This is a genomic window from Pantoea sp. Ep11b (assembly GCF_040783975.1).
Lineage (GTDB): Bacteria > Pseudomonadota > Gammaproteobacteria > Enterobacterales > Enterobacteriaceae > Pantoea.
Window position 1 is genome coordinate 748,015 of the sequence record NZ_CP160631.1, and the last position, 18,666, is coordinate 766,680.

Here is an 18,666-nt window from a genome sequence, read left to right on the forward strand (position 1 = left end):
CCTGACGATCGGGTGAACCATTTCTGACCGGTTCCGAATGTCCGGCCACGCCACTGCCCGGCAAATCACAGCCTCCAGTCCCGCGTGTCGGGCAGCCTGCGTAAACGCACCACTGGTCAGCCCGGCCTCTGCAACATGACTTACCCCGCATCCATTAAAAAAAGATCTCACCCAATGAATTAATCATTCGCTATGATAGCTTTTATATCGAATAATTTATTCCTTAGCGGAGCCCGCCATGAAACTCGACCTCAGCCAGATGATCACCGAAGGCCGCAATCCGGCCAGCCAGAACATTGATGAACTCTCTACGGAAGCGATGCTGCGCGTCATTAATGACGAGGACAAAAAGGTGGCACTGGCGGTTGAGGCCATTGTGCCGCAGATCGCGGCAGCCGTTGACGCCATCTGCGCGGCGTTTCAGGCCGGTGGACGCCTGATCTACGCTGGCGCGGGCACCTCCGGGCGACTGGGCATACTGGATGCAAGCGAATGCCCGCCCACTTTTGGCACCCCGCGCGAACAGGTGATCGGCCTGATTGCGGGAGGGCACACTGCCATCCTGCAGGCGGTCGAAAACGCCGAGGATAACCGGGAGCAGGGCGCACAGGACCTGAAAGATATTCACTTCAGCCGCGACGATGTGCTGGTGGGGATCGCCGCCAGCGGCCGTACCCCTTACGTGCTGGGGGCGCTGGCCTGGGCGAACGAACTCGGTGCCACCACCGTGGCGCTCACCTGCAATCCGGGCAGCGCGATGTCACAGGTTGCCGCGATTGCGCTTACGCCGGTCGTCGGCCCGGAAGTGGTCACCGGCTCGTCACGCATGAAAGCGGGCACGGCGCAGAAACTGGTGCTCAACATGCTCACCACCGGATCGATGATCCGCAGCGGAAAAGTGTATGGCAACCTGATGGTGGATGTGGAGGCGACTAACCAGAAGCTGGTGCAGCGCCAGGTCAATATCGTCATGCAGGCGACAGACTGCGATGACGCCACCGCCCGCACCGCGCTCTCCGCCTGCGGCGGTCACTGCAAAACCGCCATTCTGATGGTGCTGGCCGATCTGGATGCCGATACCGCGAAAACGCTGCTGAGCCAGCATCAGGGCTTTATCCGTCAGGCGCTGCAGGCGGCGGGAGCACGCTGATGGCCACAATCACCGAAGCACTGTTGCGTGAGATCCTGCAGGCGGTCGGTGGCGCGCAGAATATCGCGGCCTGTGGTCACTGCATGACGCGGCTCCGGCTCACGCTTAACCAGCCGGAGCAGGCGGATGTGAAGCGGTTAAAAAGCCTGCCCGGCGTGCTGGGCGTTATCGACAGCGATGCCCAGTTACAGATCGTTGTCGGCCCCGGTAAGGCGCAGACCGCCGCTGAGGGAATGCAGAGTCTGCTGGCGCAGGATGACACCGCCCGGCCACCGCAGGATGATGCGATGGAACTCAGCCAGCTGGCGGCGCAGAAAAAGCAGCAGATGAAGGCGAAGCAGACCCGCGGCGTGCATCAGTTTCTGTCACGTTTTGCGACCATCTTCACGCCGCTGATCCCCGGCTTTATTGGTGCCGGACTGCTGCTGGGTTTTGCCACGCTGATTGAACAGAGTCTCCATCTTAATGCGCCCGGCGATCATGCGCCCTGGCTGCTGCACACCGTGGCCTACATGAAGGTCTTTGGCAAAGGGCTGTTCACCTTTCTCAGCATCCTGATTGGCTACAACGCACAGAAGGCGTTTGGCGGCAGCGGTGTGAATGGCGCCATTATCGCCTCGCTGTTTGTGCTCGGCTATGTACCAACCGCCACGACCGGCTACTACAGCGGCATGGAGAGCTTTTTCGGCCTGACCATCGACCCGCGCGGCAACATTATCGGCGTGCTGATGGCGGCGATTATCGGTGCGTGGATTGAGAAACAGCTGCGCAGAATCATTCCCGACAACCTCGATATGATCCTCACCTCGCTGTTTACCCTGCTGATCACGGGTGCCATCACCTATCTGCTGATCATGCCGCTGGGTGGCGAACTGTTTAAAGGGATGTCGTGGCTGTTTATCCATCTCAACAGCAACCCCTTTGGCTGTGCGGTGCTGGCCGGGCTGTTCCTGATCGCGGTGATGTTCGGCATCCATCAGGGCTTTATTCCGGTCTACTTTGCGCTGATGGAGACGCAGGGCTTCAACTCACTGTTCCCGATTCTGGCGATGGCCGGTGCAGGGCAGGTCGGCGCCTCGCTGGCCCTGTGGTGCAAAGCCGAAAAGGGGGCGCTGCTGCGGGCGCAGATTAAAGGGGCGATTGTGCCGGGTCTGCTGGGCGTCGGTGAACCGCTGATTTACGGGGTGACGCTGCCGCGCCTTAAGCCCTTTATCACCGCCTGTGGCGGCGGGGCACTGGGCGGTTTCTTCATCGGCCTGGTGGCGTGGCTGGGCCTGCCGGTCGGGATGAACACCGTCTTCGGGCCGTCCGGGCTGGTGACGCTGCCGCTGATGACCTCCAGCCAGGGGATCTTCGCCGGTATGGCGGTTTACCTGGCCGGGCTGATCGTGGCGTGGACCGGCGGATTCCTGCTGACCTGGTGGTTTGGCAGCCGGGGTGTCGATCTGAGCTGACTGACGGCCCGAACCCTCCAGCCGGGCTAACCGATAACCTGTCAGTAAAAGTGTGAAAGCCGCTGCAAAGCGGCTTTTTTCGCGGCGGAAATTTAACAAAAACACTAAAGAGAGTCTCAAATGATGCCGAAAACATAAAAAATGGTAATCGTTATCTCTCAGCCCGCCGTTTACACGCAGGCTCTCCGGCTGTCGCGTGCAAACGCCGGGTTTTTAAGGACCCGTAATGCGTAACAATCAACCTGTCTCTCAGCATGAATATCTGTTCGACGATCATGCGACCCTGATGTCGACCACCGATCTCAATAGCTATATCACCTACGCAAATGATGCCTTTATCGACGTGAGTGGATTCACTGCCGACGAGATCAATGGCCAGCCGCATAACCTCGTCCGTCATCCCGATATGCCGCCAGAAGCCTTTGCCGACATGTGGGCGACGTTAAAACAGGGCGAACCCTGGACCGCGCTGGTCAAAAACCGCCGTAAAAATGGCGATCACTACTGGGTAAGAGCGAACGCCATTCCGGTGGTGCGTGACGGCAAAGTGCAGGGCTACATGTCAGTGCGGACCAAACCGACGGCAGAAGAGGTGCGGCAGAGCGAAGCGCTCTATCAGGATTTCCGCGAGGGGCGTGCCAGAGGACGACGTTTTTACAAGGGTCTGCTGGTTCACAGCGGCTGGCGTCGTCCCTTCTCGCTTCTGAAGACGCTGCCCCTGCGCTGGCGGATCCGCAGCACCCTGCTGATGATGCTCCCGCTCTCCATCGCCGGCGTCTGGGCGCTGAGTGTCTCCTCTGGGGCGCTGGCTGGCTTTAGCGCGGGCATGGCGGGTCTGCTTCTGCTCAGTAGCCTGTGGCTGGAACAGCAGATTTCGCGCCCTGTCGAACGGATGTGTCAGCAGGCGCTGAGCGTTGCGACCGGGGCGAATCACAAAGTAGAACAGATGGATCGGGTGGATGAGATCGGTGTGACGCTGCGCGCTATCGGCCAGCTCGGTCTGATGTTCCGCTGGCTGGTGGATGATGTCAGCGGTCAGGCGATCACAGTATTAAGCGCCAGCGACGCCATCGCCCGCAGCAACAGCGAGCTGAGCCGCCGGACCGAGCAGGCCGCTGCCAATGTGCAGCAGACGGCAGCCACCATGAACGAAATGACCGCCACGGTGAAGAGCAACACCGAAACGGCCAACGAAGTGAATATGCTCTCGGCTGATACCAGCAATGCCGCCATCAAAGGCGGCAGCGTGATGAACGAGATGATGGGCATCATGGGCGAAATCGCGGACAGTTCAAAGCGGATCGCCAACATTACCAGCGTGATCGACGGCATCGCTTTCCAGACCAACATTCTGGCGCTGAATGCCGCTGTCGAAGCCGCCCGGGCAGGCGAGCAGGGCAAAGGGTTTGCGGTGGTGGCGGGTGAAGTGCGCAGCCTTGCACAGCGCAGTGCCAAAGCCGCCAGCGAAATTAAAACGCTGGTGGAAACCAGCGCCAGCCGCGTTCAGTCAGGTAATAACCACGCCAGCACGGCGGGTATGACGATGCAGGATATTGTCTCGCAGGTGCAGAATGTGACCGCGCTGATTGCCCAGATCAGCGCCGCGACGGCGGAACAGGCGACGGCGCTCAGCGAGGTCAGCACCGCAGTAGAAGATCTGGATGACATCACGCATCAGAACGCAGCCCGCGTCGCTGAAAGCGCCGAGGCGTCAGATCGCATGACCCATCAGGCTAACCGTCTGGTGGAAGCGATCAGCGTCTTCCGTTAACTGCGAAGCGTAAGCTGCCTGGTTAAGACGCCAGCGCCTGCGGGCCTTCACGCCCGGCCCGCAGCGCCCCCGGCGACTGGCCAACAATCCGCTTAAAGGCGCGGCTGAACGCCGCAATCGAGCCGTAGCCGAGATGAAACGCGACGGCCTCCACGGCTTCACCGTTATTCACAATCCGCTGGACCGCCAGCCGCATCCGCAGTTCCGTCAGATAACGCAACGGCGTCATGCCGGTGGCGTTGAGAAACCGCCCGGCAAACACCGAACGCGAACAGCCCGCCACGCTGGCCAGCCGCGCGACCGTCCAGTTTTCGCCGGGATCGCGATGCATGGCGGCTATCGCCTGGCTGAGGCGGGGATCGCGCATCGCCTGCACCAGCCCGGTGGATTCTCCACAGCCGTTCTCCACCCAGCCGCGCACGATCAGGGCGGCGACCACATCGGCCAGACGCGACAGAATACCGGCGAATCCGGCCTGACGGGTGCGGGATTCCCGCTCCATTGCCGCCAGAATCGGCTGAATTTCCGGGTACTGTGACAGCAGGGTGCTCACCAGCATCACATCCGGCATGGTGTTGATCAGCGGCTGCATCCCGCCCAGTTCAAATGCCATGCAGGCGCTGAACAGCAGTACGCTGTGCTCGTCATCGCAGGCCCCTTCCGGCGCGGCGATCGTGCAGACGCTGTCGCAGAGCGGCTTGCTCGCCATGTTCTTAATACACTGGCAGGTTGCCTCTTCGCTGGAGATCAGGCTGTGCGGCTTACCGTGCGGCACCAGCAGCGCATCGCCACTGTTGAGCTGAATCAGCTCGCCAGAGGCACTGCGCACCAGCAGCGAACCGCGTCCGACAAAGTGAAACTGCGCCCGGCCCGGTGCGTAGTCGTAATGCAAACCGAAAGGCGCACTTACCGCGATACGCTGGTAGTTGACGCCATACAGGCGCATGCCCATCAGCAGCTCGCTGGTCAGATCTCCATAGTGGCTCATAGTATTCCAGACGAATTATCAAAAATGAAGGTGTAAGCATCATAGATCGTCCTGGTCCGACACTCTATGCTCACACTCACTTTTTTATCTTCCGGAGAAGCAGCATGAGTCTGACAACCGAAGTGGCTGATGAGGTTTCCTCGCCCGCCCGTCCCGCGTGGGGCGCGGTCTTTGCTATGGCGTTTGGGGTGTTCAGCCTGATTACCGCCGAATTTTTACCCGTCAGCCTGCTGACGCCGATGGCCCATAGCCTGGGCGTCTCAGAAGGGCAGGCGGGGCAGACCGTGACCGTGACTGCGCTGGTGGCGCTGTTTACCAGTCTGGTCATCGGCAGCGTCACGCGGCGTATCGATCGCCGCATCGTAATGCTGGTTTTTTCGCTGCTGCTGATCGCCTCGGCGCTGATGGTGGCCTTTGCGGCTGACCTGACCGTGATCCTGCTGGCGCGGGTGCTGCTCGGGATGGCCATCGGGGGATTCTGGACGCTCTCTACCGCCATCACCATGCGTCTGGTGCCCGGCGACCAGGTGCCGCGTGCGCTCTCGATCGTCTTCAGCGGTATCTCGCTGGCGACGATTATCGCCACCCCGCTGGGCAGCTATCTGGGCGGGCTGGTGGGCTGGCGCAACATCTTTATGCTGACCGCCGGACTGGGCAGCGTGGCGCTGCTGTGGCAGTTCTTTACGCTGCCCGACATGCCTGCGGAGGACAAAGATCGCAACGGCGGGGTGCTGGCGCTGCTGCGGATGGGCGTCATGCGCTGGGGGATGCTTGCGGTCATTATGATGTTTACCGGCCACTTCGCCTTCTTTACCTACCTGCGTCCGTTCCTGGAAGGCGTGGCGCAGTTCAACCTCAATCAGCTGTCACTGGCGCTGCTGGCCTTTGGTGTGGCGAACTTCTTTGGCACCTCGCTGGCCGGTTTCCTGGTCACCCGCAGCGTGTCGCTGACGCTGAGCGGGATGGCGCTGCTGATGAGCGTCACCGCGCTGCTGCTGGTCACGTCTGGCGAGGTCAGCTGGATGGTCGGTGCGGGCGTGGCACTCTGGGGAATGGCGTTTGGTTCGATGCCAACCGGCTGGTCAACCTGGATTTCGCGCGCGGTGCCGGACGATGCGGAATCGGGTGGCGGATTACTGGTCGCGACTATTCAGCTGGCGATTACCGCCGGCGCGGCGGCGGGCGGCTGGATGTTCGACCTGCGCGGCGCAGGGGGCGTCTTTGTCGCCAGCGGGGTGCTGATGCTGCTGGCCGCGCTGACCATCTTCACCCGCGTCAGACACCACGGCTGATGCCATAAAGGCAGCGGGAAATGCTGCCTTTTTTATTGTACCTGGATTATTAACCTTCTGAGCGAAAACTGTGCGAAATGTGCTTTTTATGTTCAGTTTTACTGAATGAGTTAAGCAAATCACTCCGCTTTTTACTGACTGACTTCGGGACTATTATATCTATCAACAAGGCAGCACGCCTTACCTGATAAAAATTAACCGAGGAATTGACCATGAAATCTATCAAAACTTTTGCAGCTGTTATCGCGCTCTCTGTCCTGCCATTCGCCAGCTTCGCGCAATCTGTGACCGCCGTCGACTCTACACTGGATGGTGCTGAAGCGAAAATCGCTGCCCAGGCTCAGGATGCTGGTGCTTCATATAAAATCACCGAAGCTTACACCAACAACGGCGTTCACATGACCGCTGAGCTGCTGAAATAAGTTGAGCTTTACCCTCTATGCTGACAGGACGCCTTCGGGCGTCCTGGCTGCGTTGTTCTGCAGCGCGCCCCGCCTCCTTTTCCCACGATAAACGCATTTCTCAGAAATTTTGTGTCAGGCTGCGGATAAACGATGACCGCATCTGACGCTGTATCCGCAGTTGACTGAGGCTTACGCGGCAGCGATCGCCTATGCCGCCATCATATGGAACGCTGGGCTATTTACGTGTTGCCTGATCACTGACGAAAAAAAAGCCACGCTAACGTGGCTTCTTTTTTCACACCCTTCTACAGCTCTTCCGACGCTTCGCGCATCATCTCATCATGCGGTACATCATCCAGGATCTGCTCAAAGCTGCGCAGACGTTTATAGATCGACATCAGCTCAATCAGCGTTGACCAGGAGGTGATCAGATACTGGAATGAGCCGCGCACCTGATCGAAGACGTTAGTGATCTGGTTGAGCAAGCCCAGCGTGATAGTGCCTGCGACAATCGACGGAAACAGCAGGAACAGACCAAACACGTTATCAACCTGCAGATAGAGAATGCGGGTGATATTAAAATAGAGATAGTGGAAGTAGAGGCGGAAGTAGTTTACCCGCACGCGGCTGAACAGCGCCTGCACCGTCGGTGGTCTGGCGCGATCGGCATGATCTTCGCCGTAGACCAGCTCTTTACGGTAAGCCGCTTCCACCCGCTGATTGCGGAACTCCAGCCCCGGCAGTTTGATCCCCACCAGCGCCAGTAGCCCGGTGCCAAATACCGACCAGAGCACCGCAGCGATCACCAGCGCATAAGGAATATTGCCCAGAATCGGGATATCTTTGACGTGACGAGAGAGTGCCACCAGCACCGGTAAAAACGCTACCAGTGTCATTATCGCCTGAATAAACCTGACGCCCCAGTCTTCCAGCGTAGTGGCAAACCGCATGGTGTCTTCCTGCACACGCTGTGCGGCCCCTTCGACATGACGCAGGCGCTGCCAGTTGTGCATATAGTAGTTATTCATGGCGGTACGCCAGCGGAAAACCCAGTGACTGATAAAGAAAGAGTTGAGTACGCCAATCACCACGGCGATTAATGCGATACCAAGAAACGCGATAACCTCACGATAAAAATCAGAAATATTAACCGAGCCCGCTTTGGTCAATGCTTTCTGAATCAGATCATAGAATGGGCCATACCAGGCATTAATCGCCACCCCGACCTGCACACCAAACCAGGTGACAAAGATAATCAGCGCGGAACCCCATACTGACCAGCGCTGCCACGGATGCGGATCGATAATCCGCCAGGCCACGGCGAATAGCGTGACCATAATCCAGTAGTAGAGATAGAACCAGAGCTGGCTGGCGGCGATAAAACGTGCGGCCGTGGTCGGCAGCGGCGTTTTGATCGCGGCTTCAAATGTGGGCCAGTTGCCGGGCAAATCGCTGGCAAAGCCAAACCAGGCAAAAATCGCAATTAAGCTCCAGACAGCCGCAGAGCTGAAAAACAGCGCTGGCCGCGGAAAAAAAGACTTAAACATAGGGACTCCGCTGTTGTGTGTTGCCTGTTATAACGTTTTTGACCTGTCGCTGTCTGTAGTCTGTTGTTTCTGCTCGTGACAGGACGAGGAGAGATGTTAATGAAATTGTGCGATTTTGTTTCCTGGAACTAAATCTTTGTGAATGGCAGTGTTACAATATGGAGGTTTGTTACCGGTAACAAACCGGCTCCGGGCCGGTATCTGCGGATTAAAACCATTACAACGCAACCACCACTTTTTTCATACCGCCAGTCAGCGCGGGAATGAGGCAATGTCATGTCAGAACAAAAAAAGGGTCATTCACGCAGGGATTTTTTGCTGAAGACAATTACCCTGGCGCCAGCAATGGCGGTAGGGTCCACTGCGATGGGCGCGCTCTCCCTGACGCAGGCCGCGCAGGCGGCTGAGACGCCTGCGGCACCACAACAGGCGCGCGATTACCAGCCCGCCTGGTTTACACCGGAAGAGTATGCCTTTATCACCGCCGCCGTCGCACGGCTCATTCCCAGCGACGAACGTGGCCCGGGCGCGCTGGAAGCGGGCGTGCCGGAGTTTATCGACCGTCAGATGAATACCCCCTACGCCACGGGTTCGAACTGGTATATGCAGGGGCCATTTAATCCTGACCTGCCAAAAGAGCTGGGCTACCAGCTCCCGCTGGTGCCGCAGCAGATCTATCGTCTGGGACTGGCCGATGCCGATCGCTACAGCAAACAGCAGCACGGCAAGGTCTTCGCGCAGCTCAGCGGCGATCAGCAGGATGCCCTGCTGCAGGCGATGGAGAGCGGCAGCGCCGAATTCAGCCAGCTGCCGGCAAAAGTCTTCTTTAGTTTTCTGCTGCAGAACACCCGCGAAGGCTTCTTCAGCGATCCTATCCACGGCGGGAATCAGGGCATGGTGGGCTGGCGGCTGATCAACTTCCCTGGCGCACGCGCCGACTTTATGGACTGGGTAGAGCGCGGCGAACGGTATCCGTTCCCCTCAGTGTCGATTCGCGGAGAGAGAAGTTAAGCATGGCAAACGAAATGAAAAAAGTGGATGCGGTCATTGTCGGTTTTGGCTGGGCGGGCGCCATTATGGCGAAAGAGCTGACCGAAGCGGGCCTGAACGTCGTGGCGCTGGAGCGCGGACCGCATCGCGATACCTATCCCGATGGGGCCTATCCGCAGTCGATTGACGAACTGACCTATAACGTCCGCAAAAAGCTGTTCCAGGATCTCTCCAAAAGCACCGTCACCATTCGTCACGACGCGTCACAGACGGCGGTGCCTTATCGTCAGCTGGCCGCCTTCTTACCCGGCACCGGCACCGGCGGCGCGGGTCTGCACTGGTCCGGCGTCCATTTCCGTGTCGATCCGATTGAGCTGCGGATGCGCAGCCACTACGAAGAGCGTTACGGCAAGCACTTCATCCCGGAAGGCATGACGATTCAGGACTTTGGCGTCACCTATGATGAGCTGGAGCCCTTTTTCGACAAAGCGGAAAAAGTTTTTGGCACCTCCGGCAGCGCCTGGAGCATCAGGGGCAAGGTGGTTGGCAAAGAGAAGGGCGGCAACCCGTTCGCGCCCGATCGTTCAGATAACTTCCCGCTGCCCGCGCAGAAGCGCACCTACTCGGCGCAGCTGTTTGCCCAGGCTGCCGAATCGGTCGGCTATCACCCTTACGATCTGCCGTCCGCCAATACCTCCGGTCCCTACACCAATACCTATGGCGCGCAGATGGGGCCGTGTAACTTCTGTGGTTTCTGCAGCGGCTACGCCTGCTACATGTATTCCAAGGCGTCGCCAAACGTCAACATCCTGCCCGCCCTGCGTCAGGAACCGAAGTTTGAGCTGCGTAACAACGCCTATGTATTGCGGGTGAATCTCAGCGACGACAAAAAACGCGCTACCGGCGTAACCTATGTGGATGGTCAGGGACGCGAGCAGGTTCAGCCCGCCGATCTGGTGATCCTCTCCGCCTTCCAGTTCCACAACGTGCATCTGATGCTGCTCTCCGGCATCGGTAAGCCTTACAACCCCATCACCAATGAAGGCACGGTGGGACGTAACTTCGCCTATCAGAACCTCTCGACGCTGAAGGCGCTGTTCGACAAAAACACCACCACTAACCCGTTTATCGGCGCGGGGGGCGCGGGTGTTGGCGTGGATGATTTCAACGCGGATAACTTTGACCACGGGCCGCTGGGCTTTGTCGGCGGCTCACCATTCTGGGTCAACCAGGCGGGCACCAAACCGATCTCCGGCCTGCCGGTGCCAGCGGGTACGCCAAACTGGGGCAGCAAATGGAAGGCGGCGGTGGCGGATACCTACACCCATCATCTGTCGATGGACGCGCACGGTGCGCATCAGTCCTATCGCGCTAACTATCTCGATCTCGACCCCAACTATAAAGATGCCTACGGACAGCCTCTGCTGCGTATGACTTTTGACTGGCAGGAGAACGACATCAAAATGGCGCAGTTCATGGTCGGTAAGATGCACAAAATCGCGGAAGCGATGAATCCGAAGATGATCATCGGCGGTGCGAAAAAGCCGGGCACGCATTTTGACTCTACGGTCTATCAGACCACCCACATCAGTGGCGGCGCGATCATGGGCGACGATCCCAAAACCAGTGCGGTTAACCGTTATCTGCAGAGCTGGGATGTCCCGAATGTGTTTGTACCGGGCGCGTCCGCCTTCCCGCAGGGTCTGGGCTATAACCCGACCGGCATGGTAGCGGCGCTGACCTACTGGTCAGCCAAAGCGATTCGCGAACACTACCTGAAAAACCCCGGCCCGCTGGTACAGGCATAAGGAGATGGCGATGAAAAATGGCATTCTGGCTCTGATTCTGGGCGCGCTGTCGTTCTCTGCACTGGCGGAAAGCGGTCAGGACGATCTGCTTAAACGGGGTGAGTATCTGGCGCGCGCCGGTGACTGCGTGGCCTGCCACACCAGCAAAGGCGGCGCACCCTTTGCCGGCGGGCTGCCGATGGCAACACCGATTGGCACCCTCTACTCCACCAACATCACGCCCGATCCTGAGACCGGTATTGGTGACTACAGCTATGACGACTTCCAGAAAGCGGTGCGTCACGGCGTGGCAAAAAATGGCGATACGCTCTATCCGGCGATGCCTTACCCCTCTTACGCGGTGGTCAGCGACGAGGATATGAAGGCGCTCTACGCCTGGTTCATGCAGGGTGTCGCCCCGGTTAAGCAGGCGAATCGGGAGAGCGATATTCCGTGGCCGCTGTCGATGCGCTGGCCGCTGGCGATCTGGCGCGGAATTTTTGCGCCCGATGTGAAAGCCTTCCAGCCCGCCCCGCAGGAAGATCCGGTGCTGGCGCGCGGTCGCTATCTGGTTGAGGGCCTCGGCCACTGCGGCGCCTGCCACACGCCTCGCAGCATCACCATGCAGGAGAAGGCGCTGACCAACGAAGAGGGAAGTGACTATCTGGCAGGCAGCAGCGCACCGGTTGATGGCTGGACCGCCAGCAATCTGCGTGGCGACAACCGGGATGGACTGGGACGCTGGAGCGAAGAGGATCTGCGTCAGTTCCTGCGTTATGGCCGCAACGATCAGACCGCCGCGTTCGGTGGCATGACCGATGTGGTGGAACACAGCCTGCAACACCTGAGCGAGGCCGATATCACAGCCATTGCGCGCTACCTGAAATCCCTGGGTGCAAAAGATCCGCATCAGGCGGCATTCAGCGTGGATGATGCGACCGCAAAAGCACTGTGGAAGGGCGACGACAGCCAGACAGGGGCGGCAACCTATGTCGATAGCTGTGCCGCCTGCCACAAAACCGATGGCAGCGGCTACAAACGCTTCTATCCGGCGCTGCGCGGCAATCCGGTGGTGCTGGCGGACGATCCGACCTCACTGATCCACATCGTGCTGGTGGGCGGTCAGTTGCCTGGCGTCAATGGAGCACCCTCAACCATTACCATGCCGGCATTTGGCTGGCGTCTTAGCGACCAGCAGGTCGCGGACGTGGTGAACTTCGTGCGCAACAGCTGGGGCAATACGGCGTCGGAGCCGGTCAGCGCGAAGCAGGTCGCCGCGCTGCGGAAAGATGAGAAAGATCGGCTGGGCAGTGCCGATATCCGGGTACTGGAAGGCAGGTAAACGGCAATCAACGCGGCCGTCACCCTCAGGGTGACGGCCTTTTTTTCAGATGTTTTCCGGATCGCGTCCCCGCGTCTTCGGCCCGTTAATCCCCGCCGACAGCAGCCCGCTGCTGATGTAGCCGGTCTCCAGCAGATCATAAAGCTCAAAAAAACCATCCGGCGCCAGCAGGGTAATGAATCGCCACAATCCGGCGGCGGAGGGCAGCGCATCAATACGCGCGGCTAAGCGGTTGCAGATCGCGGGTGAAGTGTCCCCAGGCGAGCCTGGTGGCGAGCGTGGTCATTTCAGCGTGAACCTCAGGCAGTTCAGGGGCGACTTGCAGCCGGTCAGCGGCTTCGTAAACGCGTTAACCGTTAGCAAGCAGAGAATAAGCAGAACAGGCAATTCATCCGCGGTTGCCGGGAGGGGCGTTGCTGACGATTCAGCAACGCACATTGCAGGTTCTGCCATCCGTGGCAGGCACCGTGCATTATGGCAGATGCGGCCAGACGCCCGGTCCAATCGGCAGGCCCAGCAGATACCACACCAGCAGCAGAGCTATCCAGCTGATAAAGAACACCAGCGGATAGGGGAAGATCAGCACGTAATAGGTGCCGAGCTGCGCATCCTTCTGGTAACGCTGTAAAAAGGCCAGGAAGAGCGGCAGGAAAGGCGACATCGGAGCCAGGGGCAGGACGGCAGAGTCGGCGATGCGAAAAATCATCTGGGCAAAGGCGGGATGAAAGCCGAGCAGCATAAACATGGGGACAAAGACCGGGGCCAGAATCGACCAGATCGCAGATCCGCTGGCGATAAACATGCAGAGAAACGCGGACAGGAACATCAGGCCGAGAAAGGCGGGTGCGCCACTGACGCCTGCGCTCTCCAGTACGTCGGTCAGCCCGATCGCCATGAATTTGCCCATATTGCTCCAGTTAAAGAACGCCACGAACTGCGACAGCGGAAACACCATCACGATAAAACCCGCCATGCCTTTCATCGGATCAACCAGCAGCTGCGGAATATCATCCGGACGGCGGATCTGCCGGGTCACCACGCCGTAAGCAATCGCGACCACAAAGAAGAACAGGATGATGATTGGCACAATACCCTGAATAAAGGGTGAGGGAATGATGGCGCCGGTGGTGGGATGGCGAAGCGGCGCCTGTTCCGGCACGACCAGCAGCGCCATCAGCGCAATAAACAGCAGGGCGGCGATGCCGGCGGCACACAGACCGCGGTTCTCCAGCGGCGTCAGTGCCGCCAGCTTCTCACCGTTGCCCTGCCACGCTGGCAGACGCGGCTCAACAAATTTGTCGGTCAGCAGCGCACCCGCAATCGTCAGTACAATTACCGACGTAGCCATAAAAAACCAGTTGTCGATGACGCTGACGTGTACCGTGTCGCTGACCGCTTTGGCCGCTTCGGTACTGATGCCGGAGAGCAGCACATCGGTGGTGACGATCAGCAGGTTAGCGGTAAAGCCTGAGGCGACGCCAGCGATCGCGGCCAGCAAACCTGCGACCGGATGTCGTCCCACCGCCAGAAAAATCAGCGCGCCCAGCGGCGGCATGACGACCAGCGCGGCATCCGAGGAGATATGGCTGAAAAAGGCGATAAACAGCACCATATAGCTGGCGTAACGACGGCTGACGCGTGACGCCATTTTCACCATCAGCGACTGCAGCAGGCCCACTTTTTCGGCCAGTCCGGCCCCAATCACCAGTGCCAGAATCGATCCCAGCGGGGTAAAGCTGCTGAAGTTTTTGATGATATTGGGCAGGATCCACTGCAGGCCTGCGACGCTCAGCAGGTTGTTTACCCGTACAACTTCGCCGTTACTGGGGTTGGTCACCGCCAGATCCAGCGCGCTGATAATGGCGGTAGCTACCATCAGCACCACGATCAGATAAACAAACAGTAAAAACGGGTTGGGGACTTTGTTGCCTATACGCTCTATCCAACAGAAGAGCCGGCCAGGAGTGCGGTTCGCGGATGTTGCTTCCATGGTATTGATTCTCGTCTTGGGTTCCCTTTATCGGCGGAGGCCCGGTCTGACGCCGGTCCGGGAAGGCGACAGGCGGTGAGTTCAGAAACGGCTCCGCTGAGTCAGGGAAGTGTTTGCAATCATTTTTATAAGGGGCCGCGTCAGAGACACGGCCATTGGCTCATCCGGCCAGTTTTGTTGGGGTGATCCCTGCCGGGATCGGACACTGATAAGGCTGCGCGGCGCGTGTATGTTCAAACTCGGCCCGACAGTCAGCCAGCGTCTGCGGATCCGTCAACAGGGTTAACACCGTGGCTGCCATCACTTTGCCTGCCAGAAACATCCCTTTATGCCCGATGCTGGTGCGGCCCTGCGCCACCAGTTGCCAGGTGTGCAGCGGCGTGCCAAACGTAAAACAGGGCGCAAAGCACTGTGCGGTGGGTGTCACCCAGCTGACATCGCCGACATCGGTGGAGCCATAAAGCAGTTCACGCGTGACGGCATAGGGCGCAACCTCGTCCATAAAGAGCTTATCGCCCAGCCGCTCAGCCCAGGCATAACCGGCTTCGCCACCGATACGGGCCGCATTCAGCCGGGCATTGCGCAGATCGTCATCGGTCAGAGTGGCACGGAGTTCGGCCGCCAACGCGCGCTCTTCGTCGCTGTAGTCGGGCAGACCAAACTGATGCAAATTGCGCTCCATGACCGCTTCCAGCGCACGATTAGGCACGTAGTCTGAGCAGGCTTTGTCAAAACGCACCGTCAGGGTCGTGTCAGTCATCAGTGCGGCACCCCTGGCGATGTTAATCACCCGTTCATAAATCGCCTGGGCCTGCGGCAGTTCCGGGGCGCGGATCAGGTAGAGCACCTCCGCGTCGGCCTGCACCACATTCGGTGAAACGCCGCCGCTGTTGGTGATGGCGTAGTGCACGCGCGCCTCCTGTACGATGTGCTCGCGCAGAAAGTTGGCACCGGTATTCATCAGCGTGACGGCATCCAGCGCGCTGCGGCCCAGATGGGGAGAGTTGGCGGCATGGGCGGCAACGCCTTTGAAGCTGAACGCCGCCTGAATATTGGCCAGCGTGCGCAGATTGAACATGCCGCTGAAACCTTCGGGGTGCCAGGTGACGGCGGCATCCACGTCATCAAACAGCCCTTCACGCACCATAAAGGTTTTGCCCGACCCCCCCTCTTCGCCGGGGCAGCCATAGAAGCGTACCGTGCCGCCGGTGTGATGCTGCGCCATCCAGGCTTTCACGGCGCAGGCCGCCGCGACGCCCGCCGTGCCGAGCAGGTTATGCCCGCAGCCATGTCCGTTTCCGTTGGCCTCCAGCGGCTGTGGCCGGGCGCAGCCCGACTGCTGGCTCAGTCCGGCCAGCGCATCGAACTCACCGAGAATGGCAATCACCGGCTTGCCGCTGCCCGCGCTGGCGATAAATGCTGTGTCGATACCGCCCACGCCCCGCTCCACAACAAACCCCTCCTGTTCCAGCGCATCGGCCAGCAGGGCGGAAGAGCGGGTTTCGGCGAAGCGGGTTTCGGGTGTGTCCCAGATCGCGTCGCTCAGCGTGCTGAAGCGGAGCTGATGGCGATCGATATAATCGGCAATAAAGGCTTCCATCATCCTGCGCCCCCGAACGCTGCCTGATTCAGGGCGAGGGTGGCCAGCAGCGTGATGGCATCCGGCATCACCCGCTCGTCAAAGTCGAATTTCGCATTGTGATGACCCGCTGCCAGCGCACAGCCGAAAATAACGTAGGAGGCCTGACCGCCACGCGCGATGACGCGCTCCATCATGCAGGTTGCATCTTCCGAACCTGCCGCCTGCGCTTTACGATCGACCACCGAGCTGAAGAGGCCGAGGGCGTCCGCCTGCTGGTGGATGAAGTCGACCCACGGCTGCGTCGGGGTACAGCTGCGTGCCGCGCCCATCAGCGAAACCTCCTGCTCAACGCCATACATCGCCGCTGCGCCCGCAATCACCCGCAGCGCCTGCTGATAAATATCGTCGTTGACCTCATTGGTCACACCGCGGGTTTCGACTTTCAGCAGGGCGCAGTCGGCCACCACGTTACGACCGGTTCCCGCCTGCAGCACGCCGACGTTAACCCGTGCCACGCCGCCGCTGTGCTGGGTCAAACCATGCAGCGCCAGCGTCGCCTGAGCTGCGGCCAGCAGGGCATTGCGACCCTCTTCAGGGCGGCCGCCCGCATGGGCACCGACGCCGGTGAAGCGGACATCCAGCTTGGTGGTGGCAAGGAAGCTGTCGCTGCCGCACACCACTTCACCTGCCGGAACGCCGGTGCCGATGTGAATCGCGGTGAAGCGCTCAACATCATCGACCACGCCCCGGGTGACCATCGCTTTCGCCCCGCGCACCCCCTCTTCGGCGGGCTGGAAGATCAGTTTAATGGTGCCGCTGAGCTGATCCTTCATCGCCATCAGCACCGTCGCGAGACCCAGCCCGATGGTGGTGTGACCATCATGCGCGCAGGCGTGCATCATGCCAGGGTTGCAGGAGGCGAACCCTTCGCGCTGCGGCAGGTGATCGTCGGCCTGGCTTTCGTTGAGATCCAGTGCATCCATATCGACGCGAAAGCCCATCACCGGGCCGGGACGCCCGGTTTCCAGCGTTGCCACAATGCCGCAGAATCCGCCGGAAAAGTGGCTGATCCACTGCGGCAGTGCGCCCTGCTGCAACGCCCGCGCCTCCTGCTGCTTCAGCGTCGCGTCGTCCGGCAAGCCCATCCGCGCATCGGCGTCGATGACGTCACGACCCAGCTTCAGCTGATAACCGAGCCTGTGCAGCGCTTCCGCCACGAAGGTGGCAGTACGGAACTCCAGCCAGCCCGATTCGGCATAGTGATGGAAGTCGCGTCGCCACTGTTGCAGCGTTGGCAGCAGGGCGCTGACGTGCTCTGAAAGGATTTTCATCGGCTTTTCCTCGTTGTTGATTTTTTATGCACTGTGTCGAATCTACACAATGGTGCTGGCGGGCATAAGATGCGAATATCTTGCGAATGATAAACAATGGTTATCGGGGAACTATGTCTGCCAACATCAAACTTCATCAGCTGCGCGCTTTCGTTGACGTGGCGCGACAGGGCAGTATCCGGGCCGCGAGCCGTCTGTCCGGGCTGTCGCAGCCGGCGTTAACCAAAGCCATTCAGGAGCTGGAGCGAGAGCTGGGGGCAAAGCTGTTTAACCGCCGTCAGCAGGGCGTCGTGTTAACCGATATCGGTGATAACTTTTTTCGTCATGCCAGCCTGGTGCTGGCAGAGCTGCGGGTCGCGGAAGAGGATATCCAGCAGCGTCTGGGGCTGGGTGGCGGCCAGGTGAACATCGGGGTGGGCGGCAGCGTGGCGCGCACCATCATGCCGCAGGTGATAAACCAGTTTCATCGTGAATATCCGCTGGTGAAGGTGCGCATCGTCGAAGGCCAGCTGGTGTCGATGGTGCATGAGCTGCGTCAGGGCGCGCTTGATTTCACGATCAATACCTACGATCAGAGCCATCTCGATCAGGAGCTGATGTATGAGCGGCTCATGGAACGCGAATACAGAGTGGTGGTTCGCAAGGGCCATCCGCTGGAAAAGGCCCGTTCGCTGGCGGCGTTGCAGCAGGCGGACTGGACGATGCCCACGCCGAAAGGCAGTTATTACCGCCTGCTGCACGATCTGTTTGGCGAGCGCGGCATGGCGCCCAAAATCGTGGTGACCTGTGAAACCTTTATGGCCTGCACCAGCCTGGTCGCGCAAAGCGATTTCATCAGCATCCTCTCAGTTGACGTCATTGACGATCCGATTCTGGGCCAGTCACTGGTGGCGCTGACGCTCGACGATCCCCTGCCGAAAGCGATCTTCTATCTGATTCAGCGGAAAGAGACGACGCTGACCCCGATGAGCAGTTACATGGCGCAACTCTTCCGCCGGTATTGTCAGTAAAATCAGCGGGTAAAGGTGATCGTCTACA

Annotated in this window: 14 protein-coding genes and 1 pseudogene; 9 read left to right on the top strand and 6 right to left on the bottom strand. The window is 59.5% G+C overall.

Features of this window, described 5'->3' with window-relative positions:
• Window positions 1-238 precede the first annotated feature (238 nt).
• The 3 genes from murQ (at window position 239) to AB1748_RS03465 (ending at window position 4,375) form a co-directional block, all read left to right on the top strand.
• The gene (gene murQ, locus AB1748_RS03455; RefSeq protein ID WP_111141279.1) at window positions 239-1,150 is read left to right on the top strand and encodes an N-acetylmuramic acid 6-phosphate etherase; all 912 of its coding nucleotides are present in this window, start codon (window positions 239-241) and stop codon (window positions 1,148-1,150) included.
• Window positions 1,150-2,604, top strand: a complete 1,455-nt coding sequence (gene murP / locus AB1748_RS03460) for a PTS N-acetylmuramic acid transporter subunit IIBC (RefSeq protein WP_111141278.1) — start codon at window positions 1,150-1,152, stop codon at window positions 2,602-2,604. The genes murQ and murP overlap by 1 nt, the downstream gene beginning before the upstream one ends.
• Before the next feature lie 226 nt (window positions 2,605-2,830).
• Window positions 2,831-4,375: a methyl-accepting chemotaxis protein gene (locus AB1748_RS03465; RefSeq protein ID WP_367396007.1), complete on the top strand. Its 1,545-nt coding sequence runs from the start codon at window positions 2,831-2,833 to the stop codon at window positions 4,373-4,375.
• Window positions 4,376-4,397: 22 nt separating this feature from the next.
• On the opposite strand, the gene AB1748_RS03470 is transcribed toward AB1748_RS03465, so the two are convergent.
• Window positions 4,398-5,363, bottom strand: a complete 966-nt coding sequence (locus AB1748_RS03470) for an AraC family transcriptional regulator (RefSeq protein ID WP_111141276.1) — start codon at window positions 5,361-5,363, stop codon at window positions 4,398-4,400.
• Between the two features lie 104 nt (window positions 5,364-5,467).
• Here AB1748_RS03470 and AB1748_RS03475 point away from each other — a divergent pair, with 104 nt between their 5' ends.
• Both AB1748_RS03475 and AB1748_RS03480 read left to right on the top strand, forming a co-directional pair.
• On the top strand, window positions 5,468-6,655 hold the full coding sequence (locus AB1748_RS03475) for an MFS transporter (RefSeq protein WP_367396008.1): 1,188 nt from the start codon (window positions 5,468-5,470) through the stop codon (window positions 6,653-6,655).
• A gap of 212 nt (window positions 6,656-6,867) precedes the next feature.
• Complete coding sequence (locus AB1748_RS03480; RefSeq protein ID WP_003855705.1) at window positions 6,868-7,077, top strand: DUF1471 domain-containing protein; 210 nt, start codon at window positions 6,868-6,870, stop codon at window positions 7,075-7,077.
• A gap of 287 nt (window positions 7,078-7,364) precedes the next feature.
• On the opposite strand, the gene sbmA is transcribed toward AB1748_RS03480, so the two are convergent.
• Window positions 7,365-8,606: a peptide antibiotic transporter SbmA gene (sbmA, locus tag AB1748_RS03485; protein WP_288360250.1), complete on the bottom strand. Its 1,242-nt coding sequence runs from the start codon at window positions 8,604-8,606 to the stop codon at window positions 7,365-7,367.
• 276 nt (window positions 8,607-8,882) lie between these two features.
• On the opposite strand from sbmA, the gene AB1748_RS03490 reads away from it, so the two are divergent.
• From AB1748_RS03490 to AB1748_RS03500, 3 genes are read left to right on the top strand one after another with little or no spacing between them, the layout of a single operon-like run.
• Window positions 8,883-9,617, top strand: coding sequence for a gluconate 2-dehydrogenase subunit 3 family protein (locus AB1748_RS03490; RefSeq protein ID WP_111141273.1), 735 nt, complete (start codon window positions 8,883-8,885; stop codon window positions 9,615-9,617).
• Between the two features lie 2 nt (window positions 9,618-9,619).
• Entirely contained in the window at window positions 9,620-11,404 is a 1,785-nt protein-coding gene (locus AB1748_RS03495; protein ID WP_288360254.1) for a GMC family oxidoreductase, read from the top strand.
• Between the two features lie 10 nt (window positions 11,405-11,414).
• Window positions 11,415-12,725, top strand: coding sequence for a cytochrome c (locus AB1748_RS03500; RefSeq protein WP_111141282.1), 1,311 nt, complete (start codon window positions 11,415-11,417; stop codon window positions 12,723-12,725).
• A gap of 87 nt (window positions 12,726-12,812) precedes the next feature.
• Here the strand turns inward: AB1748_RS03500 and AB1748_RS03505 are convergent.
• The 4 genes and pseudogenes from AB1748_RS03505 to AB1748_RS03520 all read right to left on the bottom strand — a co-directional run.
• Window positions 12,813-13,011: pseudogene (locus tag AB1748_RS03505) on the bottom strand (MFS transporter); the annotation flags it as partial.
• 186 nt (window positions 13,012-13,197) lie between these two features.
• A complete protein-coding gene (gene abgT, locus AB1748_RS03510) occupies window positions 13,198-14,715 on the bottom strand; it encodes a p-aminobenzoyl-glutamate transporter (RefSeq protein WP_367396009.1) in 1,518 nt (505 codons plus the stop codon).
• Window positions 14,716-14,875: 160 nt separating this feature from the next.
• Complete coding sequence (locus tag AB1748_RS03515) at window positions 14,876-16,318, bottom strand: M20 family metallopeptidase (protein ID WP_111141270.1); 1,443 nt, start codon at window positions 16,316-16,318, stop codon at window positions 14,876-14,878.
• Window positions 16,315-17,628 (bottom strand): amidohydrolase, encoded by a 1,314-nt coding sequence (locus AB1748_RS03520; RefSeq protein ID WP_288360259.1) that lies wholly within the window; start codon window positions 17,626-17,628, stop codon window positions 16,315-16,317. The genes AB1748_RS03515 and AB1748_RS03520 overlap by 4 nt, the downstream gene beginning before the upstream one ends.
• A gap of 113 nt (window positions 17,629-17,741) precedes the next feature.
• Here AB1748_RS03520 and AB1748_RS03525 point away from each other — a divergent pair, with 113 nt between their 5' ends.
• Complete coding sequence (locus tag AB1748_RS03525; RefSeq protein WP_111141867.1) at window positions 17,742-18,638, top strand: LysR family transcriptional regulator; 897 nt, start codon at window positions 17,742-17,744, stop codon at window positions 18,636-18,638.
• Window positions 18,639-18,666: the final 28 nt, after the last annotated feature.

What these genes read in the sequence shown, in the direction of transcription:
- murQ (WP_111141279.1), top strand. Translation starts at nt 239, where the DNA reads ATGAAACTCGACCTCAGCCAGATGATCACCGAAGGCCGCAATCCGGCC.
- murP (WP_111141278.1), top strand. Translation starts at nt 1,150, where the DNA reads ATGGCCACAATCACCGAAGCACTGTTGCGTGAGATCCTGCAGGCGGTC.
- AB1748_RS03465 (WP_367396007.1), top strand. Translation starts at nt 2,831, where the DNA reads ATGCGTAACAATCAACCTGTCTCTCAGCATGAATATCTGTTCGACGAT.
- AB1748_RS03470 (WP_111141276.1), bottom strand. Translation starts at nt 5,363, where the DNA reads ATGAGCCACTATGGAGATCTGACCAGCGAGCTGCTGATGGGCATGCGC.
- AB1748_RS03475 (WP_367396008.1), top strand. Translation starts at nt 5,468, where the DNA reads ATGAGTCTGACAACCGAAGTGGCTGATGAGGTTTCCTCGCCCGCCCGT.
- AB1748_RS03480 (WP_003855705.1), top strand. Translation starts at nt 6,868, where the DNA reads ATGAAATCTATCAAAACTTTTGCAGCTGTTATCGCGCTCTCTGTCCTG.
- sbmA (WP_288360250.1), bottom strand. Translation starts at nt 8,606, where the DNA reads ATGTTTAAGTCTTTTTTTCCGCGGCCAGCGCTGTTTTTCAGCTCTGCG.
- AB1748_RS03490 (WP_111141273.1), top strand. Translation starts at nt 8,883, where the DNA reads ATGTCAGAACAAAAAAAGGGTCATTCACGCAGGGATTTTTTGCTGAAG.
- AB1748_RS03495 (WP_288360254.1), top strand. Translation starts at nt 9,620, where the DNA reads ATGGCAAACGAAATGAAAAAAGTGGATGCGGTCATTGTCGGTTTTGGC.
- AB1748_RS03500 (WP_111141282.1), top strand. Translation starts at nt 11,415, where the DNA reads ATGAAAAATGGCATTCTGGCTCTGATTCTGGGCGCGCTGTCGTTCTCT.
- abgT (WP_367396009.1), bottom strand. Translation starts at nt 14,715, where the DNA reads ATGGAAGCAACATCCGCGAACCGCACTCCTGGCCGGCTCTTCTGTTGG.
- AB1748_RS03515 (WP_111141270.1), bottom strand. Translation starts at nt 16,318, where the DNA reads ATGATGGAAGCCTTTATTGCCGATTATATCGATCGCCATCAGCTCCGC.
- AB1748_RS03520 (WP_288360259.1), bottom strand. Translation starts at nt 17,628, where the DNA reads ATGAAAATCCTTTCAGAGCACGTCAGCGCCCTGCTGCCAACGCTGCAA.
- AB1748_RS03525 (WP_111141867.1), top strand. Translation starts at nt 17,742, where the DNA reads ATGTCTGCCAACATCAAACTTCATCAGCTGCGCGCTTTCGTTGACGTG.